The 19,365-nt window shown below is 69.3% G+C and carries 20 protein-coding genes; 10 read left to right on the forward strand and 10 right to left on the reverse strand.

The window, feature by feature from the left end:
- Positions 1 to 254: 254 nt before the first annotated feature.
- Genes AVR91_RS25660 through AVR91_RS25670 form a run of 3 tightly spaced genes read right to left on the reverse strand, consistent with a single transcriptional unit; the run spans position 255 to position 2,772 of the window.
- Positions 255 to 1,490 carry a serine hydrolase domain-containing protein gene (locus tag AVR91_RS25660; protein WP_063272836.1) on the reverse strand — a complete coding sequence of 412 codons (1,236 nt, stop codon included), beginning with the start codon at positions 1,488 to 1,490 and terminating at the stop codon, positions 255 to 257.
- A gap of 10 nt (positions 1,491 to 1,500) precedes the next feature.
- Positions 1,501 to 2,301, reverse strand: coding sequence for a siderophore-interacting protein (locus AVR91_RS25665; protein ID WP_063272837.1), 801 nt, complete (start codon positions 2,299 to 2,301; stop codon positions 1,501 to 1,503).
- A 30-nt stretch (positions 2,302 to 2,331) separates the two neighbouring features.
- The gene (locus AVR91_RS25670) at positions 2,332 to 2,772 is read right to left on the reverse strand and encodes an SgcJ/EcaC family oxidoreductase (protein ID WP_063272838.1); all 441 of its coding nucleotides are present in this window, start codon (positions 2,770 to 2,772) and stop codon (positions 2,332 to 2,334) included.
- 112 nt (positions 2,773 to 2,884) lie between these two features.
- Between AVR91_RS25670 and AVR91_RS25675 the strand changes: the two genes are divergently transcribed.
- Complete coding sequence (locus tag AVR91_RS25675) at positions 2,885 to 3,559, forward strand: TetR/AcrR family transcriptional regulator (RefSeq protein WP_143254087.1); 675 nt, start codon at positions 2,885 to 2,887, stop codon at positions 3,557 to 3,559.
- Positions 3,560 to 3,562: 3 nt separating this feature from the next.
- Here AVR91_RS25675 and AVR91_RS25680 read toward each other — a convergent pair whose 3' ends face one another.
- Genes AVR91_RS25680 through AVR91_RS25695 form a run of 4 tightly spaced genes read right to left on the reverse strand, consistent with a single transcriptional unit; the run spans position 3,563 to position 7,432 of the window.
- Positions 3,563 to 4,582, reverse strand: a complete 1,020-nt coding sequence (locus AVR91_RS25680; protein ID WP_143254088.1) for a GNAT family N-acetyltransferase — start codon at positions 4,580 to 4,582, stop codon at positions 3,563 to 3,565.
- Positions 4,576 to 5,619 carry a hypothetical protein gene (locus AVR91_RS25685; protein WP_063272839.1) on the reverse strand — a complete coding sequence of 348 codons (1,044 nt, stop codon included), beginning with the start codon at positions 5,617 to 5,619 and terminating at the stop codon, positions 4,576 to 4,578. Before AVR91_RS25685 ends, AVR91_RS25680 begins: the two co-directional genes overlap by 7 nt.
- Positions 5,616 to 6,707 (reverse strand): hypothetical protein, encoded by a 1,092-nt coding sequence (locus AVR91_RS25690; RefSeq protein WP_063272840.1) that lies wholly within the window; start codon positions 6,705 to 6,707, stop codon positions 5,616 to 5,618. Before AVR91_RS25690 ends, AVR91_RS25685 begins: the two co-directional genes overlap by 4 nt.
- Positions 6,707 to 7,432 carry a hypothetical protein gene (locus AVR91_RS25695; protein WP_063272841.1) on the reverse strand — a complete coding sequence of 242 codons (726 nt, stop codon included), beginning with the start codon at positions 7,430 to 7,432 and terminating at the stop codon, positions 6,707 to 6,709. The genes AVR91_RS25690 and AVR91_RS25695 overlap by 1 nt, the downstream gene beginning before the upstream one ends.
- A gap of 322 nt (positions 7,433 to 7,754) precedes the next feature.
- On the opposite strand from AVR91_RS25695, the gene AVR91_RS44440 reads away from it, so the two are divergent.
- The 4 genes from AVR91_RS44440 to AVR91_RS25715 are packed head-to-tail and all read left to right on the forward strand — an operon-like array spanning position 7,755 to position 13,764.
- Positions 7,755 to 9,989 (forward strand): glycosyltransferase, encoded by a 2,235-nt coding sequence (locus AVR91_RS44440; RefSeq protein ID WP_063272842.1) that lies wholly within the window; start codon positions 7,755 to 7,757, stop codon positions 9,987 to 9,989.
- Complete coding sequence (locus AVR91_RS25705; RefSeq protein ID WP_063272843.1) at positions 9,986 to 11,251, forward strand: hypothetical protein; 1,266 nt, start codon at positions 9,986 to 9,988, stop codon at positions 11,249 to 11,251. Before AVR91_RS44440 ends, AVR91_RS25705 begins: the two co-directional genes overlap by 4 nt.
- Positions 11,252 to 11,272: 21 nt before the next feature.
- Positions 11,273 to 13,075 carry a carbamoyltransferase family protein gene (locus tag AVR91_RS25710; RefSeq protein ID WP_016332431.1) on the forward strand — a complete coding sequence of 601 codons (1,803 nt, stop codon included), beginning with the start codon at positions 11,273 to 11,275 and terminating at the stop codon, positions 13,073 to 13,075.
- Positions 13,072 to 13,764 carry a hypothetical protein gene (locus AVR91_RS25715; RefSeq protein ID WP_063272844.1) on the forward strand — a complete coding sequence of 231 codons (693 nt, stop codon included), beginning with the start codon at positions 13,072 to 13,074 and terminating at the stop codon, positions 13,762 to 13,764. Before AVR91_RS25710 ends, AVR91_RS25715 begins: the two co-directional genes overlap by 4 nt.
- Here AVR91_RS25715 and hemW read toward each other — a convergent pair.
- The 3 genes from hemW to AVR91_RS25730 form a co-directional block, all read right to left on the reverse strand.
- On the reverse strand, positions 13,757 to 14,971 hold the full coding sequence (hemW, locus tag AVR91_RS25720; protein ID WP_063272845.1) for a radical SAM family heme chaperone HemW: 1,215 nt from the start codon (positions 14,969 to 14,971) through the stop codon (positions 13,757 to 13,759). The genes AVR91_RS25715 and hemW overlap by 8 nt on opposite strands.
- A gap of 65 nt (positions 14,972 to 15,036) precedes the next feature.
- Positions 15,037 to 15,393: a hypothetical protein gene (locus AVR91_RS25725; RefSeq protein ID WP_063272846.1), complete on the reverse strand. Its 357-nt coding sequence runs from the start codon at positions 15,391 to 15,393 to the stop codon at positions 15,037 to 15,039.
- Positions 15,394 to 15,478: 85 nt separating this feature from the next.
- Entirely contained in the window at positions 15,479 to 15,892 is a 414-nt protein-coding gene (locus tag AVR91_RS25730) for a VOC family protein (protein ID WP_063272847.1), read from the reverse strand.
- 81 nt (positions 15,893 to 15,973) lie between these two features.
- On the opposite strand from AVR91_RS25730, the gene AVR91_RS25735 reads away from it, so the two are divergent.
- The 5 genes from AVR91_RS25735 to AVR91_RS25750 all read left to right on the forward strand — a co-directional run bounded on the left by AVR91_RS25735 (position 15,974) and on the right by AVR91_RS25750 (position 19,358).
- Positions 15,974 to 16,546 carry a TetR/AcrR family transcriptional regulator gene (locus AVR91_RS25735; protein ID WP_063272848.1) on the forward strand — a complete coding sequence of 191 codons (573 nt, stop codon included), beginning with the start codon at positions 15,974 to 15,976 and terminating at the stop codon, positions 16,544 to 16,546.
- A gap of 153 nt (positions 16,547 to 16,699) precedes the next feature.
- Positions 16,700 to 16,786, forward strand: a complete 87-nt coding sequence (locus tag AVR91_RS44525) for a putative leader peptide (protein WP_350573702.1) — start codon at positions 16,700 to 16,702, stop codon at positions 16,784 to 16,786.
- A gap of 36 nt (positions 16,787 to 16,822) precedes the next feature.
- The gene (locus AVR91_RS25740) at positions 16,823 to 18,517 is read left to right on the forward strand and encodes a nitrite/sulfite reductase (RefSeq protein WP_063272849.1); all 1,695 of its coding nucleotides are present in this window, start codon (positions 16,823 to 16,825) and stop codon (positions 18,515 to 18,517) included.
- On the forward strand, positions 18,514 to 18,666 hold the full coding sequence (locus tag AVR91_RS25745; RefSeq protein WP_063272850.1) for an eL43 family ribosomal protein: 153 nt from the start codon (positions 18,514 to 18,516) through the stop codon (positions 18,664 to 18,666). Before AVR91_RS25740 ends, AVR91_RS25745 begins: the two co-directional genes overlap by 4 nt.
- Entirely contained in the window at positions 18,663 to 19,358 is a 696-nt protein-coding gene (locus AVR91_RS25750; protein ID WP_063272851.1) for a phosphoadenylyl-sulfate reductase, read from the forward strand. Before AVR91_RS25745 ends, AVR91_RS25750 begins: the two co-directional genes overlap by 4 nt.
- Positions 19,359 to 19,365: the final 7 nt, after the last annotated feature.

Genomic DNA, 19,365 nt, shown 5'->3' on the forward strand with positions numbered 1-19,365 from the left:
CGCCCGGCAGCCGCGGAACCAGCACTCTCCCCCAGTCAGGCGTAGGTAGACAAATACCGGTCCGCTCCAACCCTCATTGCCACTCACGACCCCCTCGGGCAGCTGCACAAAGCACCCAAACCGGGCCGGCATCCCTTGTGGACAGTCGCGCCCGGGGTCACCTTGGCGATCCACACCTCGCCGCCGCGTTCGGCGAAAGCGGTCAGCCAGGCGGACACCATGATCTGCACCTGTCCGCGGCGCATGGCTCCCCCTCAGTCGAGCAAGGCCTGATACACCAGGTTCCGCAATTCGACCCGGATCGGATAGGTCGACGACGGCAGCAGCTGGGTGAAGAACAGGACCGTGATGTCCTCGTCCGGATCGACCCAGAACGCGGTGCTCGCCGCGCCACCCCAGGCGAACTCCCCGGCGCTGGCGAGCGTCTTGGCCTTCACCGGGTCGTCGAGTACGGAGAAACCCAGCCCGAAGCCGAAACCGTCGTACGGCGCCTCGGAGAACCCGGTCCGTCCGCAGGCCTCCAGATCCACGCCGCCGGGCAGGTGATTGGTCGCCATGAGCCGGAGCGTGCGCGGACCGAGCAGGCGGACGCCGTCGAGCTCGCCGCCGCGCACCAGCATCTGGGCGAACCGGTGGAAGTCACCGGCCGTGGAGACCAGCCCACCGCCACCCGAAAAGCACGTGGGCGTGACACGGCCGACGGCGCCCATCTCGTCGTGACGGAACGGCGCCTTCGTCACCGGATGCGGTACGTAGAGCGCGGCCAGCCGGTCGAGGGCGCCGGGACCGGCCTGGAAACCCGTGTCGTGCATGCCGAGCGGGGTGAAGATCCGCTCGCTGAAGAAGACGTCGAGGGATTGCCCGGAGACGACCTCGACGAGCCTGCCGAGGATGTCCGTCGCGACCGAATAGTTCCACTCCGAACCCGGCTGGAACAGCAACGGCAGCCGCGCGATCGCCTCGGAGACACCCGCCAGGTCGAGTCCGGGCGCGGTGCCGAAATCGAAGCCCGCCTCCCGGTAGAGCGCGTCGACCGGATGCGTGCGGTGGAACCCGTAGGTGAGCCCCGCGGTGTGGGTGAGCAGATGCCAGACCCGGATCGGTTCCGCCGCGGGCACGGTCGCCTGCTTCATCGACGAGCCCGCGGTGTAGACCCGCGGCTCCGAGAACTCCGGCAGCCAGCGGGAGATCGGATCCTTGAGGTCGACGAGCCCCTCTTCGACGAGCATCATCGCGGCGACCGACGTGACCGGCTTGGTCATCGAGTAGACACGCCAGATCGTGTCGGTCTCGACCGGCAGCCCGGCTTCGATGTCGCGCTGCCCGTTCGCCGCGAGATGCGCGACCTTCCCGTTCCTGGTCACCACGGCCAGGTACCCGGGGAGCCGGTTCCGGTCCAGGTACCCGTCGAAGTGCTTGTCGATCCGTCGCAGCCGCTCCGCGTCGAAACCCACCTCGGCCGGGTCGACGTCCACCTTCAGCTCGATCATGCGACCGAGGCTACGCGTTCCGTTCGGCCTGTTTCTCCAGTCGCCACGCCTCGTCGGTCTTCCCGATCCGCCAGTATCCGGAGATCGACAGCAGGTCGCGCCGCATCCCCCGGTCGTCCAGCAGATGACGCCGCAGGTCCCGCACGAACCCGGCCTCGCCGTGGACGAAGGCCTGCACCACACCTTCGCGCCACTCGAGCGCGCGGACGGCGGCGGCGAGATCGTCGCCCCGGCTCCGGTGCAGCCAGGTGATCCGCGCGTCGCCCTTGGTGGTCAGCGACTGCTCTTCGGCGGAATCCTCCACGAGGATGAACGCGTGCACGGGAACACCCGCCGGCATCGCCTCGAGTGAGGCGGCGATCGCCGGCAGGGCGCTCTCGTCACCGGCGAGCAGATGCCAGTCCGCCTCCTCGCCCGGCGCGTACGCCCCGCCGGGCCCGGAGATCAGCAGCTCGTCGCCGGGTTTCGCGGCGGCGGCCCACGGTCCGGCGATCCCCTCGTCGCCGTGGTGGACGAAGTCGAGCACCAGTTCGCCGAGGTTCGCGTCGAAGGCGCGGACGGTGTAGGAGCGCATCCGCGGCCACTGCTCGCGCGGCAGCTCTTCGCGGATCCGCGCCAGGTCGAACGGCTCGGGGTAGGTGACGCCGGGCACCCGGAAGTGCACCTTGACGTAGGCGTCGGTGAAGTCGTTGGGCCGGAACGAACCGATATCCTCGCCCCCGGCGACGATCCGGACCATATGCGGGGTGATCCGCTCGGTGCGCAGTACCCGCAACCGGGTCGTCGACACCGCTCTCCGCGCCTCGGCCATTCACACTCCCTCTTTGTGACTTAGGTAGACCTAACCGAGCGTACGCCTCTCCCCGCCCATCGGGACACCGGCGGCCGGATCGCTGACCCTGGTGTTCTGGAACGACGCGACCCGCCAGCTTCCGGACTCCTCGACGAGGACGTACGTCAGCGTCGATTCCCGGCCTGGCTCGGGCTCGCCACCCGAGAGCGAAGACCCGCCGCCGGACACGACGATCGCGACGTCCGGCCGGATGAACCGGACCTTGGGCTCACCGCCACCCGAAACCAGTTTCGACCCACGGAGCGGCCCCTCGAACAGGGCACGGTGCGCGCTTTCGATGATCGCGCGGCCCGGCATGTTCCTCCCGAAGAAGGTCACGTAGTCGGCGTCTTCGGTGAAATGCGAGGCGTACGCGGCCGCGTCGCCCGCGTTCCAGGCATCGGCGAGCCCGCCCAGGACGGCCAGCACTTCGTTCTGTCGATCAGGCACGGCTTCCTCCAGTTAGACGAACGGCGTTCGTTTGACGAACACCGTTCTACAGACGAACGCCGTTCGCGTCAAGTAGAGTTCCCGGCGAACCCCGGATCAGGAGGCGAACGAAGTGAGCAGGCCCCGGCGTCGCGCCGAGAAACCCGTGCTGTCCCAGGAGCTCGTGGTGAAGACGGCACTGGACCTCCTCGCCACCGAAGGGCTGGAGGCGGTGAGCATGCGATGCGTGGCCAAGGCACTGGAGACCGGCCCGGCGTCGCTCTACGCCCATGTCGCGAACAAGGAAGAGCTCCACGAGCTGATGGTCGACCACGTGCTCGCCTTCGGCCCGTTCCCCGAACCCGACCCGGATCGCTGGGTGGAGCAGGCGAAGGATCTGCTGCGCGACAACGTGCGCGCGCTGACGTCGGTTCCCGGGATCGCCAAGATCGCGTGGGCCATCCCCGTCCCGGTCGGCGCGAACGCCCTGCAGCAGGCTGAAGCGATGCTCGCGGTCCTGCGCGCCGGCGGCCTCGACCTCAAGCAGGCGCTGTTCGCCGCCGACGCTTTATGGCTCTACGCCAAGGCTTTCGCCTACGAAGGCGCCGGCTGGCAGCACGGCGACATCGACCTCGCCGAGCAGGAACAGCGCGGCAGGCGGATGGTCGAGTACATGACGTCGTTCCCGCCCGGCGCCTTCCCGAACCTGCTGGGCGCGGGCGAGTACTTCACCGCGGAGACCGCGCAGGAGCGGTTCGAGTTCGCCATAGACCTCTTCCTGCGCGGGTTGGTCTCCGCCACCTCGTGAGGTTTAGAGCAGCGCGACCGCGGCCGCGTACTGCGGCACCAGATGCGCGCCCAGCGAGGCCTTCATCTCGGACATCTTCTTGCCGAACACCACCCGCGGCCGTCCGGTCCCGATCGCCCAGCGCACCACTTCGCCGTAGAAGTGGAAGTACAGATTGGGCCGCCCGCCGAGTTCCGGCGGCAGCGCCGCCCAATGCCGCGCGATCGGCAGCGCCGGGTGGTCGAGCAGGGTGGCGATGGCGACCGCCCGGCCCGTGGCGGTCTCGCGGTACTCGATGACGTGCACGTCCGGCTGCCGCAGCAGCGCGCCGACGTAACCGACGAACGCCGGCAGCGGCACGATCGGCACATCGTGGTGTTTGGTCTCGTTGTACCGCAACAGTTCCGCGATCTCGACCGGATCGGCCTCGGCCCCCGGCCGCACGCGCACCGCGAGCGACGGATCGGCCTCGAAGGTGCGGAAGATCTTGCGCAGGTTCTGTTTGCGCTTCCTGGCCAGCGAGTGCATCCAGTCGTCCCGGCTCGAGAACGGCGAGACCTCGAGGACGGCCACGTCCTCCGTCCGGCGCACCATCTTCAGCCCGCGGACACTGTCCACTCCGGACTCTCCGACCTGGCGCACCAGCAGTGCGCGCAGGCCGAACCCGAGTTCCGCGCGCATGGCGGGGACGAAAGTGTCCAGCAGCCTGCCGACGCCGCCGTCGCCGTCCTCGCCGTCGAACCACCAGCCCGGCATCGCCCCCGCACCCGGGGAACGGACGTCGAGCCCGCCGAGCCGCCCCCGTCCCGCCGTGCGGGCGAACCGGTGCCGCCGGGTGAGTCCGGTGACCCACGCGGAGCTGACCACGCCCCGCGGTTCGCCGTCTTCGAGCAGGACCGTGACCGGCTGTTCGGTACGCGCCGCCCACGCCTGGGTGGTGAGCACCTCCCAGCTCCAGTCCGCGCGCAGTCCCGCCTTGTCCCGCAACGCTTTCCAGTACGCGGGTTCCGGGTCGCGGCGCGGGTCCAGCACCTCTATCACCATCGCGTCACCGGCCTCGGCACGATGACCCCGAGCAGCGGGACCGGCTGGAAACCGAGCGTCGCCTTCAGGTCGCTCAGGCCCCGGCCCATCGACAGGGACTTCCGGTTGCCCTCGATCATGTAGCGCACGTTCCGGACGACGGCCTCGAAGTAGAGGTGCTTCGGCCGTCCATCCTCCGGGGCGAGCGCGGCCCAATGCTGGTGCAGCGGCGCGACGGGGTGGTCGAGCACGTTGGTGAACGCGAGCAGCCTGCCTTCGCCGTCGTGGTAGGTCGAGGTGATCACGTCCGGCCTGCGGACGAGCTCGCCGAGGTATTCGGCGGTGACCGGACCGCGCCGGTCGAACTTCACCGGTCCCATCCGCTCGCGGTGCTCCCTCAGCAGGGTCGCCAATTCCAGCGCGTCGAGGTCGGTGCGGGCGGCTTCGGTGCGGACGATCACGTCCGGGTCGGCGGCGATCTTCTTCGACTGGCCGCGCAGGCTCAGCCGCCTGCTCCGGCGCAGCGACGCGAGCCAGCCGTCGACGTCGACGAACCGGTTCTCCAGCACCGACGTCGGCATCGTGTCGCGAACGGGTCTGCCCCGTCCGGTCAGCATGGCGAGCGACTCCGGCTCGACGGTCCGGTAAAGCACGCCGACGCACCCTGGCCCGGTGAAGCGGCAGACGGCCCGCTCGAACCGGCGCATGATCTCCCGCCGGTCGGCCGCGTCGAGGCCGTCGGCGAACAGCCACGGCGGGTATCCGGAAAGCCACGCGTGCTGCACCTCGACCCAGCGCGGACCCAGCCGTGCCACGCCGCGCACGGCACCGGGGCCGTCCGGGGAGATCGGGGCGCACAGCATCGCCAGCACCGCGGCGACGATCTCGCCGCCGTCGCTGATCACGGTGAGCACGTTGGGGCTGCGCGAAAACCGGGACTCCACCCGCAGCAACCCGTAGTCCCACGGGACCGGGGCCTGTTGCGCGGCGAGGAATCCGGGCCAGCCGTCGGGTTCCGGGTCGGTCCGCGGGTCGAGTACCCGCACTTCCCAGGTCATCGGCCCAGCACCGGTCTCGGTACGGCGACCGACACCAGAGACCTGGTGCCGAAACCGAGCGGGGTCTTGTTCTCCAGCATCGCCCGGCCCGCGGTCAGTTCGGGGCGCCGATGCGTGATCATGTGCTCCACTCCCCTGGCGTAGAAGTCGACATAGAGCCCTTTCCGTCCCCCTGCCGCGCTCGGCAGCGCGGCCCATTGATGCAGCGCGCAGCCGTCGTCGGCGTCGAACACCGTGCCGAAACCCAGCAGCCGTCCGGATCCGTCCCGGTAGGTACGGGTGACGACGTCCGGGCGGCGGATCAACGCGTCCAGATAGGACGGTGCGATCGGGCTCCGGGTGTCCATGTGCAGCCCGCCGAACCGCGACCGTTGCCCGCCCGCCCAGGCCCGGTCGTCCTGCCTGCTCCGGTGGGCGTTGAGCAGCAAGGCGAGCTCGTGGCAGTCCAGGTCCCGGCGGGCGGTGGCCGCCTCGGTGCGCAGGTCCCCGTCTTCCCGCAGTTCGTGCAGTGTCTTCCGGGTCTCGTCGCCGAGTGCCCGCTCCCAATCGTCCACAGTGGAGTATTCGTTGGCCAGCACGGCGGTCGGGTCGATCTCCCGGGACATCCGGCCCCGGCCTTCCAGCGCCGGGAGGAGCTCCGGGTTCATCGCGCGGTAGATCAGGCCCAGCAGTCCCGGGCCGAGGTGGGCGCACAGTGCCTGTTCGAACCGGCGGACCACTTCCCGCCGCTCGGCCTCGTCGAGCCGCTCGTCGAGCACCCCGGCGGGATAGCCGCTGAGCTGCCAGAGGTAGGCCTCGGCCCAGCGCGGGCGGAACCGTCCACCGAACACGGACAACGGCGCGAAGTCCCCCGCCCGCCAGCTCCGGCAGACCATCACGGTGAACGCGCCGACGATCGTCCCGTTCCGGCGGAGCACCGCGAGCACCGCGGGATTCTTCGCCATCCAGGCTTCCCGGCGCAGGACCTCGTACTCCCAGACCGGCCACAACTTCGCCCGCCGCCGGAAGCCACTCCAGCCCTCTGGTTCCGCCGCGGTCCTCGGATCGAGCACGTCGACCTCGAACACGGTGCTTCTCGTCGTCCTCATCACGTGAGCACGACCGGCGTCCCGTGTCGCGGGCACGGCGCGATCTCACCGCGGACGCCACCGGCCGGGAGCACGTCCACGAACCGCGGGGAATCCTGGCGCAGCAGGGTGAACGCGAGACCGCCCGTCGTCGGGCGCGCGTAGACACGGGGCCAGTCGAGGTGCCAGCGGCCGCATTCCTCGATCGCGCCCAGGTAACCCAGCGCCGGATCGTGGAGCACCCCGTACGGACCGGAGTCCATTGTGTCCAGTTCCCGTCGCGGTACGGATTCGACCCGGTACGCACGGTCTTCGGGCAAGGCCGCGGCAAAGGCGGCCAGCTGCTTGTCGTCACCGACCGCGAGCACGCGACGGCCGCGGCGCAGCGCGGAGGACAGTTCCGCCAGCACACTCGGTGCCGGGACGTCGGGATCCACCACACAGCACCGGCTCCCGCGCGGCAGGTCCGACGGCGGCCGCACCCCGTCGCCGCCGAGCACGACGACCAGCGCGTCCCCGGTCACCGAACGTGCCTTACGCAGCACGGGACCCAGGCCCCGGCTCGGCTCGATCCGTTGCGCGCCACCGGCGAGCGGGACCAGGTCGACGATCTTGTGCACCGCCTCGGCCAGTGGCGCCGCGCCGGAATCCGTCCCGGTGCGCCCCGGCACCAGCACGGGATCCGTTCTGCCGTCGAGAGCCCAGCGTTCCCGGTAGAACGGCACCGTCGCGAAGGCCGACCGCACGGACCGCCGATAGGCAGCCTGCCAGGCAGCATTCACCCCCACAGTCCACATGGCGCGCAAGCCTGCGTCATCGGCGCCGGTTTGGGAATACCCCGCGCCGGGTTCATCCGGTTTTCGGCCGACTTCCCACCTTTTCGACTGAGCTGAAAGGACGAACTTGCGGATTCCGCTGGCGGGAACAAAGCCAGTCTGCCTATAACACGGGAACTTTCGAGCCGGCACGACCTGCCGGGCACCTGGGGCCAAGGGGACTCATGAACCGTGAAAACACAACGCGTGACGCTACGAACACAATAGCGCACCCACCGCAGGGATTCGCCAGATGAGCTGGTCGACCCCCGGCCCGGTGGAAAGTGGACTCACCGTAGTCGTCCCGTGCTTCAACGAAGTCGACAACGTCGAGCCCTCGTACCGGGAGATCGTCGCCGAGTTGGGAAATCTCCCGCTCGAACTGCTCTATGTGGACGACGGGAGCACCGACGGGACGCTGGACGTCATCCGGGCGCTCGCGCACACCGACCCCCGGGTCCGGTACTTGTCCTTTACCCGGAACTACGGGTTCGAAGCGGCCTTTTCCGCCGGTTATCGGTACGCGGGGAAACCCTGGCTGCTGCACATGGACGCCGATCAACAGTTCCCGGCGTCCGAGGTGGAGAAATTGATCATCGCCGCCGAGGCGGGCAACGACGCCGTTTTCGGTGTTCGCACCAATAGACAAGATCCCTTACTAAGACGCTGGGGTACCGCCGCCTTCCATTTCCTCGGCCGGCGCGTCCTGCGTATCGAGATCCCGCCCGGCGCGACGGCGTTCCGCCTGGTGCGCACGGAGCTCGCGCGCAAGATCGTCGATCTCCGGTTGGGCACCCCGTACTTCCTCGCCACCGTGCCGAGGCTGACCAGCCGCTACACCACCGTCCAGGTGGCACACCGGGCCCGCGAACGCGGCGAGTCCAAAGTGGGCTTCGGTTTCCTTTCCTCGCACGCCATCGAGTTGTTCGTCGGCTTCACCCGGCGGCTGACGACGATGGCTTCGACGACGGCGGTGCTGACCGCGGTGATCTCGGTGCTCGCCGGGATCGCGGCCGCCACCGGGCTTCTCGGGCTGACCGCCGCGTCGACGCTGACGTTCGTCATGTTCTCCGTGCTGCTGACCGTGCTCGCGTTGTCCGTCCGCTACCTGGTCGTGGTCGGCGCGGGGCAGGCGCGGCCACGGCAGTTCTACATCAGGGAGGCCAACTTCCCGGTCGACGAGGACGACCGGCTCTACGCCTCGGCCATGGCCGAGATCCATCCTGGGGAAAGGCAAGCGGGAGTGAAGAACACCGAAGACACGGCGGCGGTACGGAGCCTGGTGATCCTGGGCGGCGCCGACGGTTCGGTCAGCACGTACCACCGGGCACGGGAACTCGGTTTCCGCACCATCTGCGTGGATGTCCGCGCGAGCGCGCCCGCGGTGGCGCTGGCCGACGAGTTCGTCCAGGTCAGCGTCCGCGCGCCGGAACAGATCGCGGCGGCCCTCGATGGGCGGGACGACATCGCCGGGGTGCTCTGCCCGGCCAGCGACGTCGGACTGCCCGCGCTCGCCTGGCTCACCCGGCACTGGAACCTGCCCGACCCGTTGCCCGAGGCCGCCGTCGCGGCGTCCGTCGACAAGTCCGTCTTCCGCGAACTCTGCGACAGGCTGCGTCTGCCGACCTATCGCAGCGTCGGCGGGAAGCCCGGCCCGGACCTCGCGCTCGCCGCGCAGCAACTGCGGTTCCCGACGCTGGTGAAACCGGTCGACTCCTCCGGGAGCCGAGGTGTCGTCTCGTGCGCGAGCCCCGGCGGTCTCACCACCGCGTTCTCCGACTCCCTCGCGTTCTCGCCGTCCGGCAAGCTGGTCGTCGAGGAACACCTCGACGGCTCGCACTACACGATCGAAGCACTCGCGGTCGACGGCCGGATCGTGTTCCACGCGGTCACCCGGCGCACGCTGACGCCGCCGCCGTTCTTCGTGACGGCGTCGCATCTGCTGCCCGCCGGGTTGCCGCCGGTGGTCGACCGCGCGCTGCCGGTGATGCTGGCCGCGTTGTGCGCCGAGCTCGGCTACCGCACCGGGCCGCTCACCCTCGACGCCGTCCTCGGCCGTGACGGGAAGTTCTACCTGATCGAGATGGGCGCCCGGATGGGCGGGAACGGCCTCGCCGAAGCGATCGAGCACAGTACCGGCGTCGACCTGATCGCCGCCGGGATCGCCGCCGCGACCGGCGACGAGGTCGTGCTCTCCCCGCGCGACCCGCGGCCGACGCTCATCCACATCCTCGCCTCCGACCGCGGCGGCCGGATCGTGCGCATCGAGGGCGTAGACGAGGTCCGCGCCATGCCCGCCGTGCACAACCTGGAACTGTTCGCCGAGGAGGATTCCTACGTCAAACCGTACGAGCAGGCCGGCTACAAGATGGGGTACGCCGTGCTGTCGGCGCCGACCGTGCCCGACGTGCTCGCGGCGGAGGACGAATTGCGCGGCACACTGAAGTTCCTGCTCGACGAGCAGGGTGCGGCGGTACCGCTCCCTTGACCGGCACTTCGCTCACCGCCTCGATCGCGGCGCCGAAGCCGTCGGTGATGCTCCGGCTGCTCGCCGGCCGTGGCGTGTTCCGGCTGGCGATCCAGGCGATGGGCCTGGTGCTGGTCACCGCCTGGGGCGCGCACGACTACGGCCGGTTCGCCACCGCGCTCGGGCTGATGACGTGGCTCAACTTCGTGCCGTCGGCGGCGGAGAAGTCGGCGTTGAAGTGCTTGCCGCGCTTGAGGATGACGCGGGACGCGGTCGCGGCGCTGGCCGTCCGCGTCGCCGTCGTCCCGGTGCTGGTGGTACTTGCGGCGATGGCGGTCGCGCTGCTCGTCGCGCCGCACTCGGACGCCGCGCTGTACCTGACGGCCGCGGGCTGGTCGATCTCCGGCGGCCTGCTGATGACCGTCTCGGGCCTGCACCGCTTCACCGGTAAGTCCACTTTGGACGCTCTGGCGTTCACCGCGGGCGCGCTGGTGGTCGGCGTGGTGACGGTGGGCACCTGGTTCGTCCGCTGGTCGCCGTTGACGCATCTCGGCCTGTTGCTCGGCGGGATCCTGGTCATCCTCGGCTGCTCCGCGGCGCTGCTGCCGAAGAAGTGGCTGCGGGTGGAAAGGATCGACGGGCACCGGCTCCTGCCCGCCTTCGGCCGGACCACCGTGCTGCTCGGGATGACCGAGGTGCTGGACGTCCTCGCGACCTCGACGGTGTTCGGCGTGCTGGCACTCGCCGGGCGGACCGTCGACAGTGGACCGTTCTACGTCGCCTTGCTGGCCAGCAGCGCGTTCTGCTCGCTGCTGTTCTATCAACTCCGGGTGCACCAGCCGTCGATCTCGGCGCGGCTGCGCGGTGGCGGGGCGGCGGCCGGCCGGGCCCGCGCGGTCGACCTGCTGAAACTGGTCGAACGGGGTGCGCTCGCGTTCCTCGTCCTGGTGGGGGTCGCCCTCGTGATCCCGGCGGCCCGCGCGGTGTTGACCGCCGAAGACACTGCCGGCGCGTACGTCGTCCTCGGCGTCTTCGTCCTGGCCGAAACGGTGCTGTTCGCCGTCCAGCTCTACGCGGGCTTCCTGATCGAGAACACCAACAGCAAGGTCCTCACGCTCACCGCGTCGGCGTCGATCGCCGGGCTGATCGCCACCCCGGCGGCCGCCGCCGCGCTCGTCCCGGCGATGGGCCCGGTCGGCGGGTTCGCCGCCCTCGTCTTCGCGATCGGCGCGCGGGCGCTCGTCCTCCGGCGGCTGCTGCGCCGCCACCACCCCGAACTCTGAACGTCGCACTGGAGAAGGAACATGTACGTACTGGGAATCAGCAGGGTCCACGACTCGGCGGCCGCGCTCGTGCGCGACGGCGAGATCATCGCTTTCGCCGAAGAAGAACGCTTCACCCGCAAGAAGCACGACGGGGACTTCCCCGCCGAGGCGATCAAGTTCTGCCTGGAACGCGGCGGGATCACCCTCGCCGACGTCGACCACGTCGCCTACTACTGGCAGCGCTGGCGCGAAGGCATCCACGCGGCGAAGGTGTTCGCGAAGTACTTCCCGGGAACGCTGGAGGTGTTCCGCAACCAGAACGGCGACGAGGGCGGCTCGTCGGCGGGCATGGTGGAGACGTTCAAGACCGGTGGCGGCAAAGGGGTCGACGACTACCACGTCGGCGGCGCGGTGCTCGCGCACATCAAGCGGTCCTTCACCCTCGAACGCGACGTGAAGGAGGCCGTGGGCTGGACCGGCCCGACGAAGTTCAAGACGCATCTGGTCGACCACCACAAGGCGCACGCCGCCAGCGGCTACTTCATCTCGCCGTGGGAAGAGTCGGCGGTGCTCACCTTCGACGGCATCGGCAGCGACGGCACCGCGACCTATCTTGGCCACGGCAAGGGAAACCGGATCATCGACATCCGGCGGATCAAGTTCCCGCACTCGCTCGGCGCGATGTACGCCGGCGTCACCGGCTACCTCGGCTTCTACCCCACCCGTGACGAGGGCAAGATCATGGGGCTGGCGCCGCTGGGCAACGACACCTACGTCGACGCGTTCAAGCAGCTGATCCATCTGGACGACGACGGCGGGTACGAGCTAGAACTGAGCTTCTTCGGCCACCACCGCACCGGCAAGCACGTGATGTCGAAGAAGTTCACCGATCTGTTCGGCCCGGCGCGGCCCAAGACCCGGGTGACCGCGGAGAACCCGGTGCCGCAGCACTACTGCGACATCGCCTACGCCTTGCAGGTCACCCTCGAGGAGGCCGGGCTGCACATCGCGCGCTGGCTGCAGCGCGAGACCGGATCGCGGCGGCTGTCCGTCGCGGGCGGGGTCGCGCTGAACAGCGTGATGAACGGCCGGATCCTGCTGGAGACCCCGTTCGAGGACTTCTTCGCCCAGCCCGCCGCTGCCGACGACGGCTGCGCGCTCGGTTCGGCGCTGGAGGTGTCGGTCGGCAAGTACGGCAAGCCCCGTCCTCGCGACGGCTACACCTACACCGGCCCGGACTACACCGAGGCGGAGATGGAACTCGCGCTGCAGGACGCCGGGGTCCGCTACACGAAGGTCGACGACATCGCCGCGCACACGGCGAAGAAGATCTCCGAGGGCAAGATCATCGGCTGGGTGCAGGGCCGGATGGAATGCGGGCCGCGCGCGCTCGGCAACCGCTCGCTGGTGGCCGACCCGCGCGACCCCGACTCGAAGACGCGGATGAACGAGAAGGTCAAGCACCGCGAGGCGTTCCGGCCGTTCGCGCCGTCGTGCCTGGCGGAACGCGCGGGCGACTGGTTCGTCAGCGACTACCCGTCGCCGGTCATGCTGCTGGTGTTCGACGTCCTGCCGGACAAACGCGACGTGGTCCCGGCCATCACCCACGTCGACGGGACCGCCCGCGTGCAGACGGTGACCGAGACGGACAACCCGCTGTACTACCGGATGATCAGCGAGTTCGAGAAGCTCACCGGCGTGCCGATGGTGGTCAACACCTCGTTCAACGACAACAACGAACCGATCGTCGCCAGCCCCGCCGACGCGGTGGCCTGCTACCTGAAGACCGACGTCGACGCCCTCGCCCTCGGGCCGTTCTGGGCAGAGAAGGACGACCTGTGACCGCCACCCTGCCCGAGACCGACGGCTGGATCCCCGCGCTCTACCGGCGGCGCAAATGGCTGTGGCTGGTGGCCGCCGTCCCGGCCGTGGTGACCACGCTGCTGATCATGGTGATCCTGCCGCCGGACCAGACGCTGGACAACGTCGCGGACTGGGCGTTCAAGCTGTGCCCGTTCGTCTTCGCGGTCGCCACGGTGGCGCTGTTCCCCCGCACCAAATGGGGTCCGGCGCTGATCGTGCTCGCCGTGTTCGTCTACATGTCCTATTTGGACACCGAGCTGATCATGCGGATCCAGGCGTTCGCCAGGAACGCCGCCACCGACGACGACGCCTTCCAGCCCGTGTACCAGTTCGAGCTGTTCATCGTGACGTTCATCGTCCTGTTCGGGCTGATGGCGTACCGGCTGGGCGGCGGCCGGACGGCGAACGTGCTCAAGACCGGTGTCGCGGCGATCCTCGTGGTGATCTCGGGCGCGAACGACCTGACGTTCTGGGCACTCAACGACGTCTGGGCCGCCGGGACGAAACCGACCGAGCTGAAGTGGGCTTCGCACATGATCGTGTTCCTCGGCGGGCCGCCGAGCGTGCCGGTCGCGGTGCTGTTCATGCTGGTGCACCTGGTGCTGGCGGCGGTCGTGGTGGCGCTGCCGGTGGGCCGGTGGGTCGACCGCGCGCTGGGGCTCAGGTGAGCCGTCGCACCAGGCCGTCGGCCAGCAACCGGCCCCGATCGGTCAGCACCGCCTGGCCCTGACCGTCCAAAGCGGACTGTTCCAGCAATCCCTCGGCGGCGGCGGCGCGGGCTTCGGCCCGGCCGTCGTCGTCGAGCGCGTCGAGCGGAAGTCCCTCGGCCAGGCGGAGTTCCAGCATCACGCGTTCGAGATGCCGGTCTTCGGCGGTCAGCAGTTCACGGCCCGCGGCAGGCGACTCCCCGGCCGCGAGGGACGCGGCGTAGCGGGCCGGATGTTTGACGTTCCACCAGCGCACACCGCCGACGTGGCTGTGCGCGCCCGGCCCGGCACCCCACCAGTCCCCGCCGCGCCAGTAGCCGATGTTGTGCCGGCAGCGGGCCTCCTCCGAGGTCGCCCAGTTGGACACCTCGTACCAGCGCAAACCCGACGAGGCGAGGACGCGGTCGATCATCTCGTAGTCGGCGGCCAGTACGTCGTCGTCCGGGGCTGGCAGCTCGCCGCGGCGGATGCGGCGGGCGAGCGCGGTGCCCTCCTCGACGATCAGCGCGTACGCCGAGACGTGGTCGACACCGGCGGCCAGCACCGCGTCCAGCGAAGCCTGGAGATCTTCGGTCCGCTCCCCCGGCGTGCCGTAGATGACGTCGAGGTTGACGTGGTCGAATCCGGCGGCGCGCGCCTCCTCGGCGGCCGCGACCGGACGGCCCGCGGTGTGCACGCGGTCGAGGATCTTCAGCACGTGCTGTGCGGCCGATTGCATCCCGAGTGAGATCCGGTTGTATCCGGCGTCACGGATGCCCGCGAAGAACTCGGGCGACGTGGACTCCGGATTGGACTCGGTCGTCACCTCCGCGTCCGGCGCGAGCCCGAAGGTGTCGCGAACGGCGTCGAGAACGCTTCGGAGCCCGTCCGCGCCGAGCAGGGACGGGGTGCCGCCGCCGACGAAGACGGTGTCGACCGCGGGCGGCGCCTTCAGCACGCGCGCGGCCAGGTCGAACTCGCGCTTCAGGCCTTCGAGCCACGACTGCGGCGACGAATCGCTGTCCAGCTCTCCGGCGGTGTAGGTGTTGAAGTCGCAGTAGCCGCACCGGGTCGCGCAGAACGGGACGTGCACGTAGACGCCGAACGGTCGCGTGCCGAGCCCTTCCAGCGCGCTCTCGGGGAGCGCGGATTCGACGGGCGTGGTGGTTTCGGGCAGCAACGCGGGCACACCCCAGTGTCCCCCACGCCGTGAAGGCCTCCTTCCCGGGGGAAAGAGGCCTTCACGTAAACGCGTCATCGGTCGGCGATGCGCACCTTGACCGAGGTCGAACGGGTGCCGTCGTCGAACCGCACCCAGACGAGGGTCTCCATGTTCAGCGAGTAGTCGTTGACCACGTGGTCGACCGACCAATCGCCCTGCTCGTCCACGACGGCGTCGCGGCTCATGGCGACCTCGACCAGCACGGTATGGGCCAGATGTCCCCGGACACCCGGCGAACAGCCGACCGCCTCGAACCGGTACGAGTCACCCTTGTGCAGCACCGCCCCTTCCTCGGGCGAGACCAGCCTGCAGCCCTGCTGAGCCCCGGAAGCGGTACCCGGGATCAGCAGGGACGCCAGCACCATCGCGGCGACCACCCATCGGCGCATGCGCAACTCCTCCGTCCTCTGTGGATCGGAGACCGAAGCTAGCGGCGACGGCGGCCCCGCGCGGCCTCACTCACCCGAAGCGGTATTACGCCAACCCGTTAGCGGCCAGCCACTCCGCGGACGGCGGGATGGCCTCGATGATGTCGATCAGGAAGCCGTTCAGGTCCTCGATGTAGAAGTGCCGCTGACCGAACTCCTCGTCCACGAGTTCCGTCACGATCTTGACCCCCTCCCCGCGCAGGCGCTCGTACTCGCCCGCGGCGTCTTCGACCATGAACCCGACCATCGATCCGGCCGCTTCCTGCGCCCGCCATGGCGCCGGCGTGGCCTTGTGGCCGCGCTTCACGAAGCTCATCTCGTAGCCCGGCACTCCGGCGTTGAGGCTGGAGAACCAGTCCAGCTCGATCGTCACCGTCAACTGCAGGTGCCGCTTCCACCAGGCGGTGGTCTCGGCGATGTCCTCGACGACCACGCAGGCGCCGAAACCGTTGAGTTGCATCTGGTGTTCCTCCCAGGTTGAACCACTTGATGCGTAGTACTATAGAGATAGTGGTTTGACTGAGGCAAGGAGAATGTCCCGATGCGACAGAACCCGGAGCGCCGGACCGCGCTCACCGACGCCGCCATCACCGTCCTCGCCCGCGAGGGCGCACGCGGGCTCACGTACCGCGCCGTGGACGTCGAGGCGGACGTGCCGCCGGGGACGACGTCCAACTACTTCCGCAACCGGGACCAGTTGCTCGGGGAGGTCGGCGTCCGCGTGCAGGAGCGGCTGTCGGCGCCGGCCGAGGTGATGGCGAACCCGCAGGCCGAGTCGCCGTCCCACGACCGGGTCGGCGTCCTGCTCGGCGAGCTCATGGGGCGACTGACCGGCCACCGGGAGCCTTATCTCGCCTTGCTCGAACTCCGCCTCGAAGCCACGCGGCGCCCGGATCTCTCGGCCGAACTGACCAAGACCGTCCGCGAAGGCATCGACATGAGCGTCGACTGGCACGTCGCGGCGGGCATGCCGGGCGGGCGCGCCGAAGTGCTGCTGATGTACCTCGCGCTGACCGGGCTCACCGTCGAACGGCTCACGCTTCCGGAGGTGCTCGCGGACGTCACCGACGAGGAGGTCATCCGGATCATCGTGGACCGCGTCCTGCCCTCTTGAGTCGTGCGCGTTCTGCGTCACAATGCCCGGCCACGAACCCGGGCTTGACCCGCGAAGTATGCCTTTGACCAGCGAAAACCGTGGAGTTCGGACACTGTTCCCAGTATTCGGACCGGCCTAGACCACATAGTGGGCGCGTGGCACGCTGAATGAATGACCCGCGCCGGAATCAGCCTCGTGGCACGCCGCCACGTGGACCTCCGTCGTGTGGCGAGCGCGCTCTGTGCGACGAACCGCTGACTCCCCGCCACCACCACGATAAGCCGGAGGACTCCCATGTCGTCGCCCACGCGCGAGACCCCTGCCCGTACGCCCCGGGTCAAACAGAAACGGGGCGAGGGACAGTGGGCACTGGGGTATCGCGAGCCGTTGAACCCCAACGAACGGTCCAAGAAGGACGACAACCCGCTCAACGTCCGGGCGCGGATCGAGAACATCTACGCCCGCGGCGGCTTCGATTCGATCGACCCGGGTGACCTGCGCGGCCGGTTCCGCTGGTTCGGTCTCTACACCCAGCGCAAGCCGGGGATCGACGGCGGCCGCACCGCGACGCTGGAGCCCGAAGAGCTCGACGACCGCTACTTCATGCTGCGGGTGCGGCTCGACGGCGGCGCGCTGACCACCGAGCAGCTGGCCGTGCTCGCCGAGATCTCGCAGACCCACGCACGCGACACCGCCGACATCACCGACCGGCAGAACATCCAGTACCACTGGATCCAGATCGAGGACGTGCCGACGATCTGGGCGAAGCTCGAGAAGGCCGGGATGACCACGATGGAGGCGTGCGGCGACAGCCCGCGTGTCATCCTCGGCTCCCCCGTCGCCGGTATCGCCGCCGACGAGATCATCGACGGCACCCCCGCGATCGACGAGATCAAACGCCGCTACATCGGCGACCCGCGCTACTCGAACCTGCCGCGCAAGTTCAAGACCGCGGTCTCCGGGCAGCAGGACGTCGCGCACGAGATCAACGACGTCGCCTTCGTCGGCGTGAACCACCCGGAACACGGCCCCGGCTTCGACGTCTGGGTCGGCGGCGGCCTGTCCACCAACCCGATGATCGGGCAGCGCCTCGGCGCCTGGGTCTCGCTCGACGAGGTCCCGGACGTCTGGGAAGGCGTGATCAGTGTCTTCCGCGACTACGGCTACCGACGGCTCCGCGCCCGTGCGCGGATCAAGTTCCTGGTGAAGGACTGGGGCGCCGCGAAGTTCCGTCAGGTGCTGGAAGACGAGTACCTCAAGCGCAAGCTGACCGACGGCCCGGCGCCCGAGGTGCCCGCCACCCAGATCGACCACGTCGGCGTGCACCCGCAGATCGACGGCCGGTTCTACGTCGGCGCCGCGCCGGTCGCGGGCCGCGTCTCCGGCGCCACTTTGCTGGCGGTCGCCAAGGCCGCCGAGCGGGCCGGGTCGAACCGCGTCCGGCTCACCCCGCACCAGAAGCTCGTGGTCCTCGACGTCCCCGAGGCCGAGGTGAACGGGCTGAAAACCGAACTGGCCGACCTCGGCCTGCAGACCGAGCCCTCGCCGTGGCGGCGCGGGATCATGGCCTGCACCGGGCTGGAGTTCTGCAAACTCGCGATCGTCGAAACGAAGGCCCGCGCGATCGAACTGGTCACCGACCTGGAGAAGCGCCTCGCCGACATCCAGGCCGAGATCGAGAACCCGGTGACCGTGCACCTCAACGGCTGCCCCAACTCCTGCGCCCGGGTGCAGACCGCCGACATCGGGCTCAAGGGCCAGATCGTCACCGACGAGGACGGCAACCAGGTCGAAGGCTTCCAGGTGCACCTCGGCGGTGGGCTCGGCCTGGACGCCGGATTCGGCCGGAAACTGCGCGGGCACAAGGTGACCGCGGCGGAGCTGACCGCGTACGTCGAGCGGGTCGTGCGGGCGTACATCGCCGGCCGCGAACCCGGCGAACGGTTCGCCCAGTGGGTCCTGCGGGCCGACGAAGGCGTCTTGCAATGACCGAACGCGCGACCCCGTACCACTGCCCTTTCTGTGGCGATGAAGACCTCCGGCCGGAGGAAGGCGGCTCGTGGCTGTGCGCGGGCTGCCGCCGGGTCTTCACCGTGAAGTTCCTCGGACTGTCCTTTCCGGAGGTGTCGCAAGGATGACCGCCACTGCCGACTACAAGACGCTCGCCGAACGGGCCTCGAAGGAGCTCGCGGAGGCGACCGCGACCGAAGCCCTGCGCTGGACCGCGGAGACCTTCGGCGACGACTTCATCGTCGCGTCGAACATGCAGGACGCCGTCCTGATCGATCTGGCCACCCAGGTCAAACCCGACGTCGACGTGCTGTTCCTGCAGACCGGCTATCACTTCCCGGAGACCATCGGCACCCGTGACGCGGTGCAGGCGGTGTACCCGGGCGTGCGGATCGTCAACGCCGAAGCCGAACAGAGCGTCGCCGAACAGGACGCGGAGTACGGCCCGAAACTGCACGAACGCGACCCGAACCGGTGCTGCCACCTGCGCAAGGTGGTACCGCTGCGGAAAACGCTCGCGAAGTACTCGGCGTGGGTGACCGGCGTCCGCCGCGTCGACGCGCCGACCCGCGCGAACACCCCCATCGTCACCTGGGACGACCGCAACGGGCTGGTGAAGATCAACCCGATCGCGCCGTGGTCCGACGACGAGTTCAACGGCTACATCAGCGAACACGGGATCCTCGAGAACCCGTTGGTGTCCATCGGTTATCTGTCGATCGGCTGCGCGCCGTGCACCGCGAAGGTCGCTCCGGGCCAGGACCCGCGCAGCGGCCGATGGGCCGGGCAGGGCAAGACCGAATGCGGCCTGCACGGGTGAGAAGGGA

The sequence above is a fragment of the Amycolatopsis keratiniphila subsp. keratiniphila genome, assembly GCF_001620365.2.
GTDB classification, from domain to species: domain Bacteria; phylum Actinomycetota; class Actinomycetes; order Mycobacteriales; family Pseudonocardiaceae; genus Amycolatopsis; species Amycolatopsis keratiniphila.

Coding starts and splice junctions, on each gene's coding strand:
- AVR91_RS44440 (WP_063272842.1), top strand. CDS start 7,755: ATGAGCTGGTCGACCCCCGGCCCGGTGGAAAGTGGACTCACCGTAGTC.
- AVR91_RS25685 (WP_063272839.1), bottom strand. CDS start 5,619: ATGACCTGGGAAGTGCGGGTACTCGACCCGCGGACCGACCCGGAACCC.
- AVR91_RS25725 (WP_063272846.1), bottom strand. CDS start 15,393: ATGCGCCGATGGGTGGTCGCCGCGATGGTGCTGGCGTCCCTGCTGATC.
- AVR91_RS25750 (WP_063272851.1), top strand. CDS start 18,663: ATGACCGCCACTGCCGACTACAAGACGCTCGCCGAACGGGCCTCGAAG.
- AVR91_RS25730 (WP_063272847.1), bottom strand. CDS start 15,892: ATGCAACTCAACGGTTTCGGCGCCTGCGTGGTCGTCGAGGACATCGCC.
- AVR91_RS44525 (WP_350573702.1), top strand. CDS start 16,700: ATGACCCGCGCCGGAATCAGCCTCGTGGCACGCCGCCACGTGGACCTC.
- AVR91_RS25735 (WP_063272848.1), top strand. CDS start 15,974: ATGCGACAGAACCCGGAGCGCCGGACCGCGCTCACCGACGCCGCCATC.
- AVR91_RS25680 (WP_143254088.1), bottom strand. CDS start 4,582: ATGGTGATAGAGGTGCTGGACCCGCGCCGCGACCCGGAACCCGCGTAC.
- AVR91_RS25665 (WP_063272837.1), bottom strand. CDS start 2,301: ATGGCCGAGGCGCGGAGAGCGGTGTCGACGACCCGGTTGCGGGTACTG.
- AVR91_RS25660 (WP_063272836.1), bottom strand. CDS start 1,490: ATGATCGAGCTGAAGGTGGACGTCGACCCGGCCGAGGTGGGTTTCGAC.
- AVR91_RS25740 (WP_063272849.1), top strand. CDS start 16,823: ATGTCGTCGCCCACGCGCGAGACCCCTGCCCGTACGCCCCGGGTCAAA.
- AVR91_RS25690 (WP_063272840.1), bottom strand. CDS start 6,707: ATGAGGACGACGAGAAGCACCGTGTTCGAGGTCGACGTGCTCGATCCG.
- AVR91_RS25745 (WP_063272850.1), top strand. CDS start 18,514: ATGACCGAACGCGCGACCCCGTACCACTGCCCTTTCTGTGGCGATGAA.
- AVR91_RS25710 (WP_016332431.1), top strand. CDS start 11,273: ATGTACGTACTGGGAATCAGCAGGGTCCACGACTCGGCGGCCGCGCTC.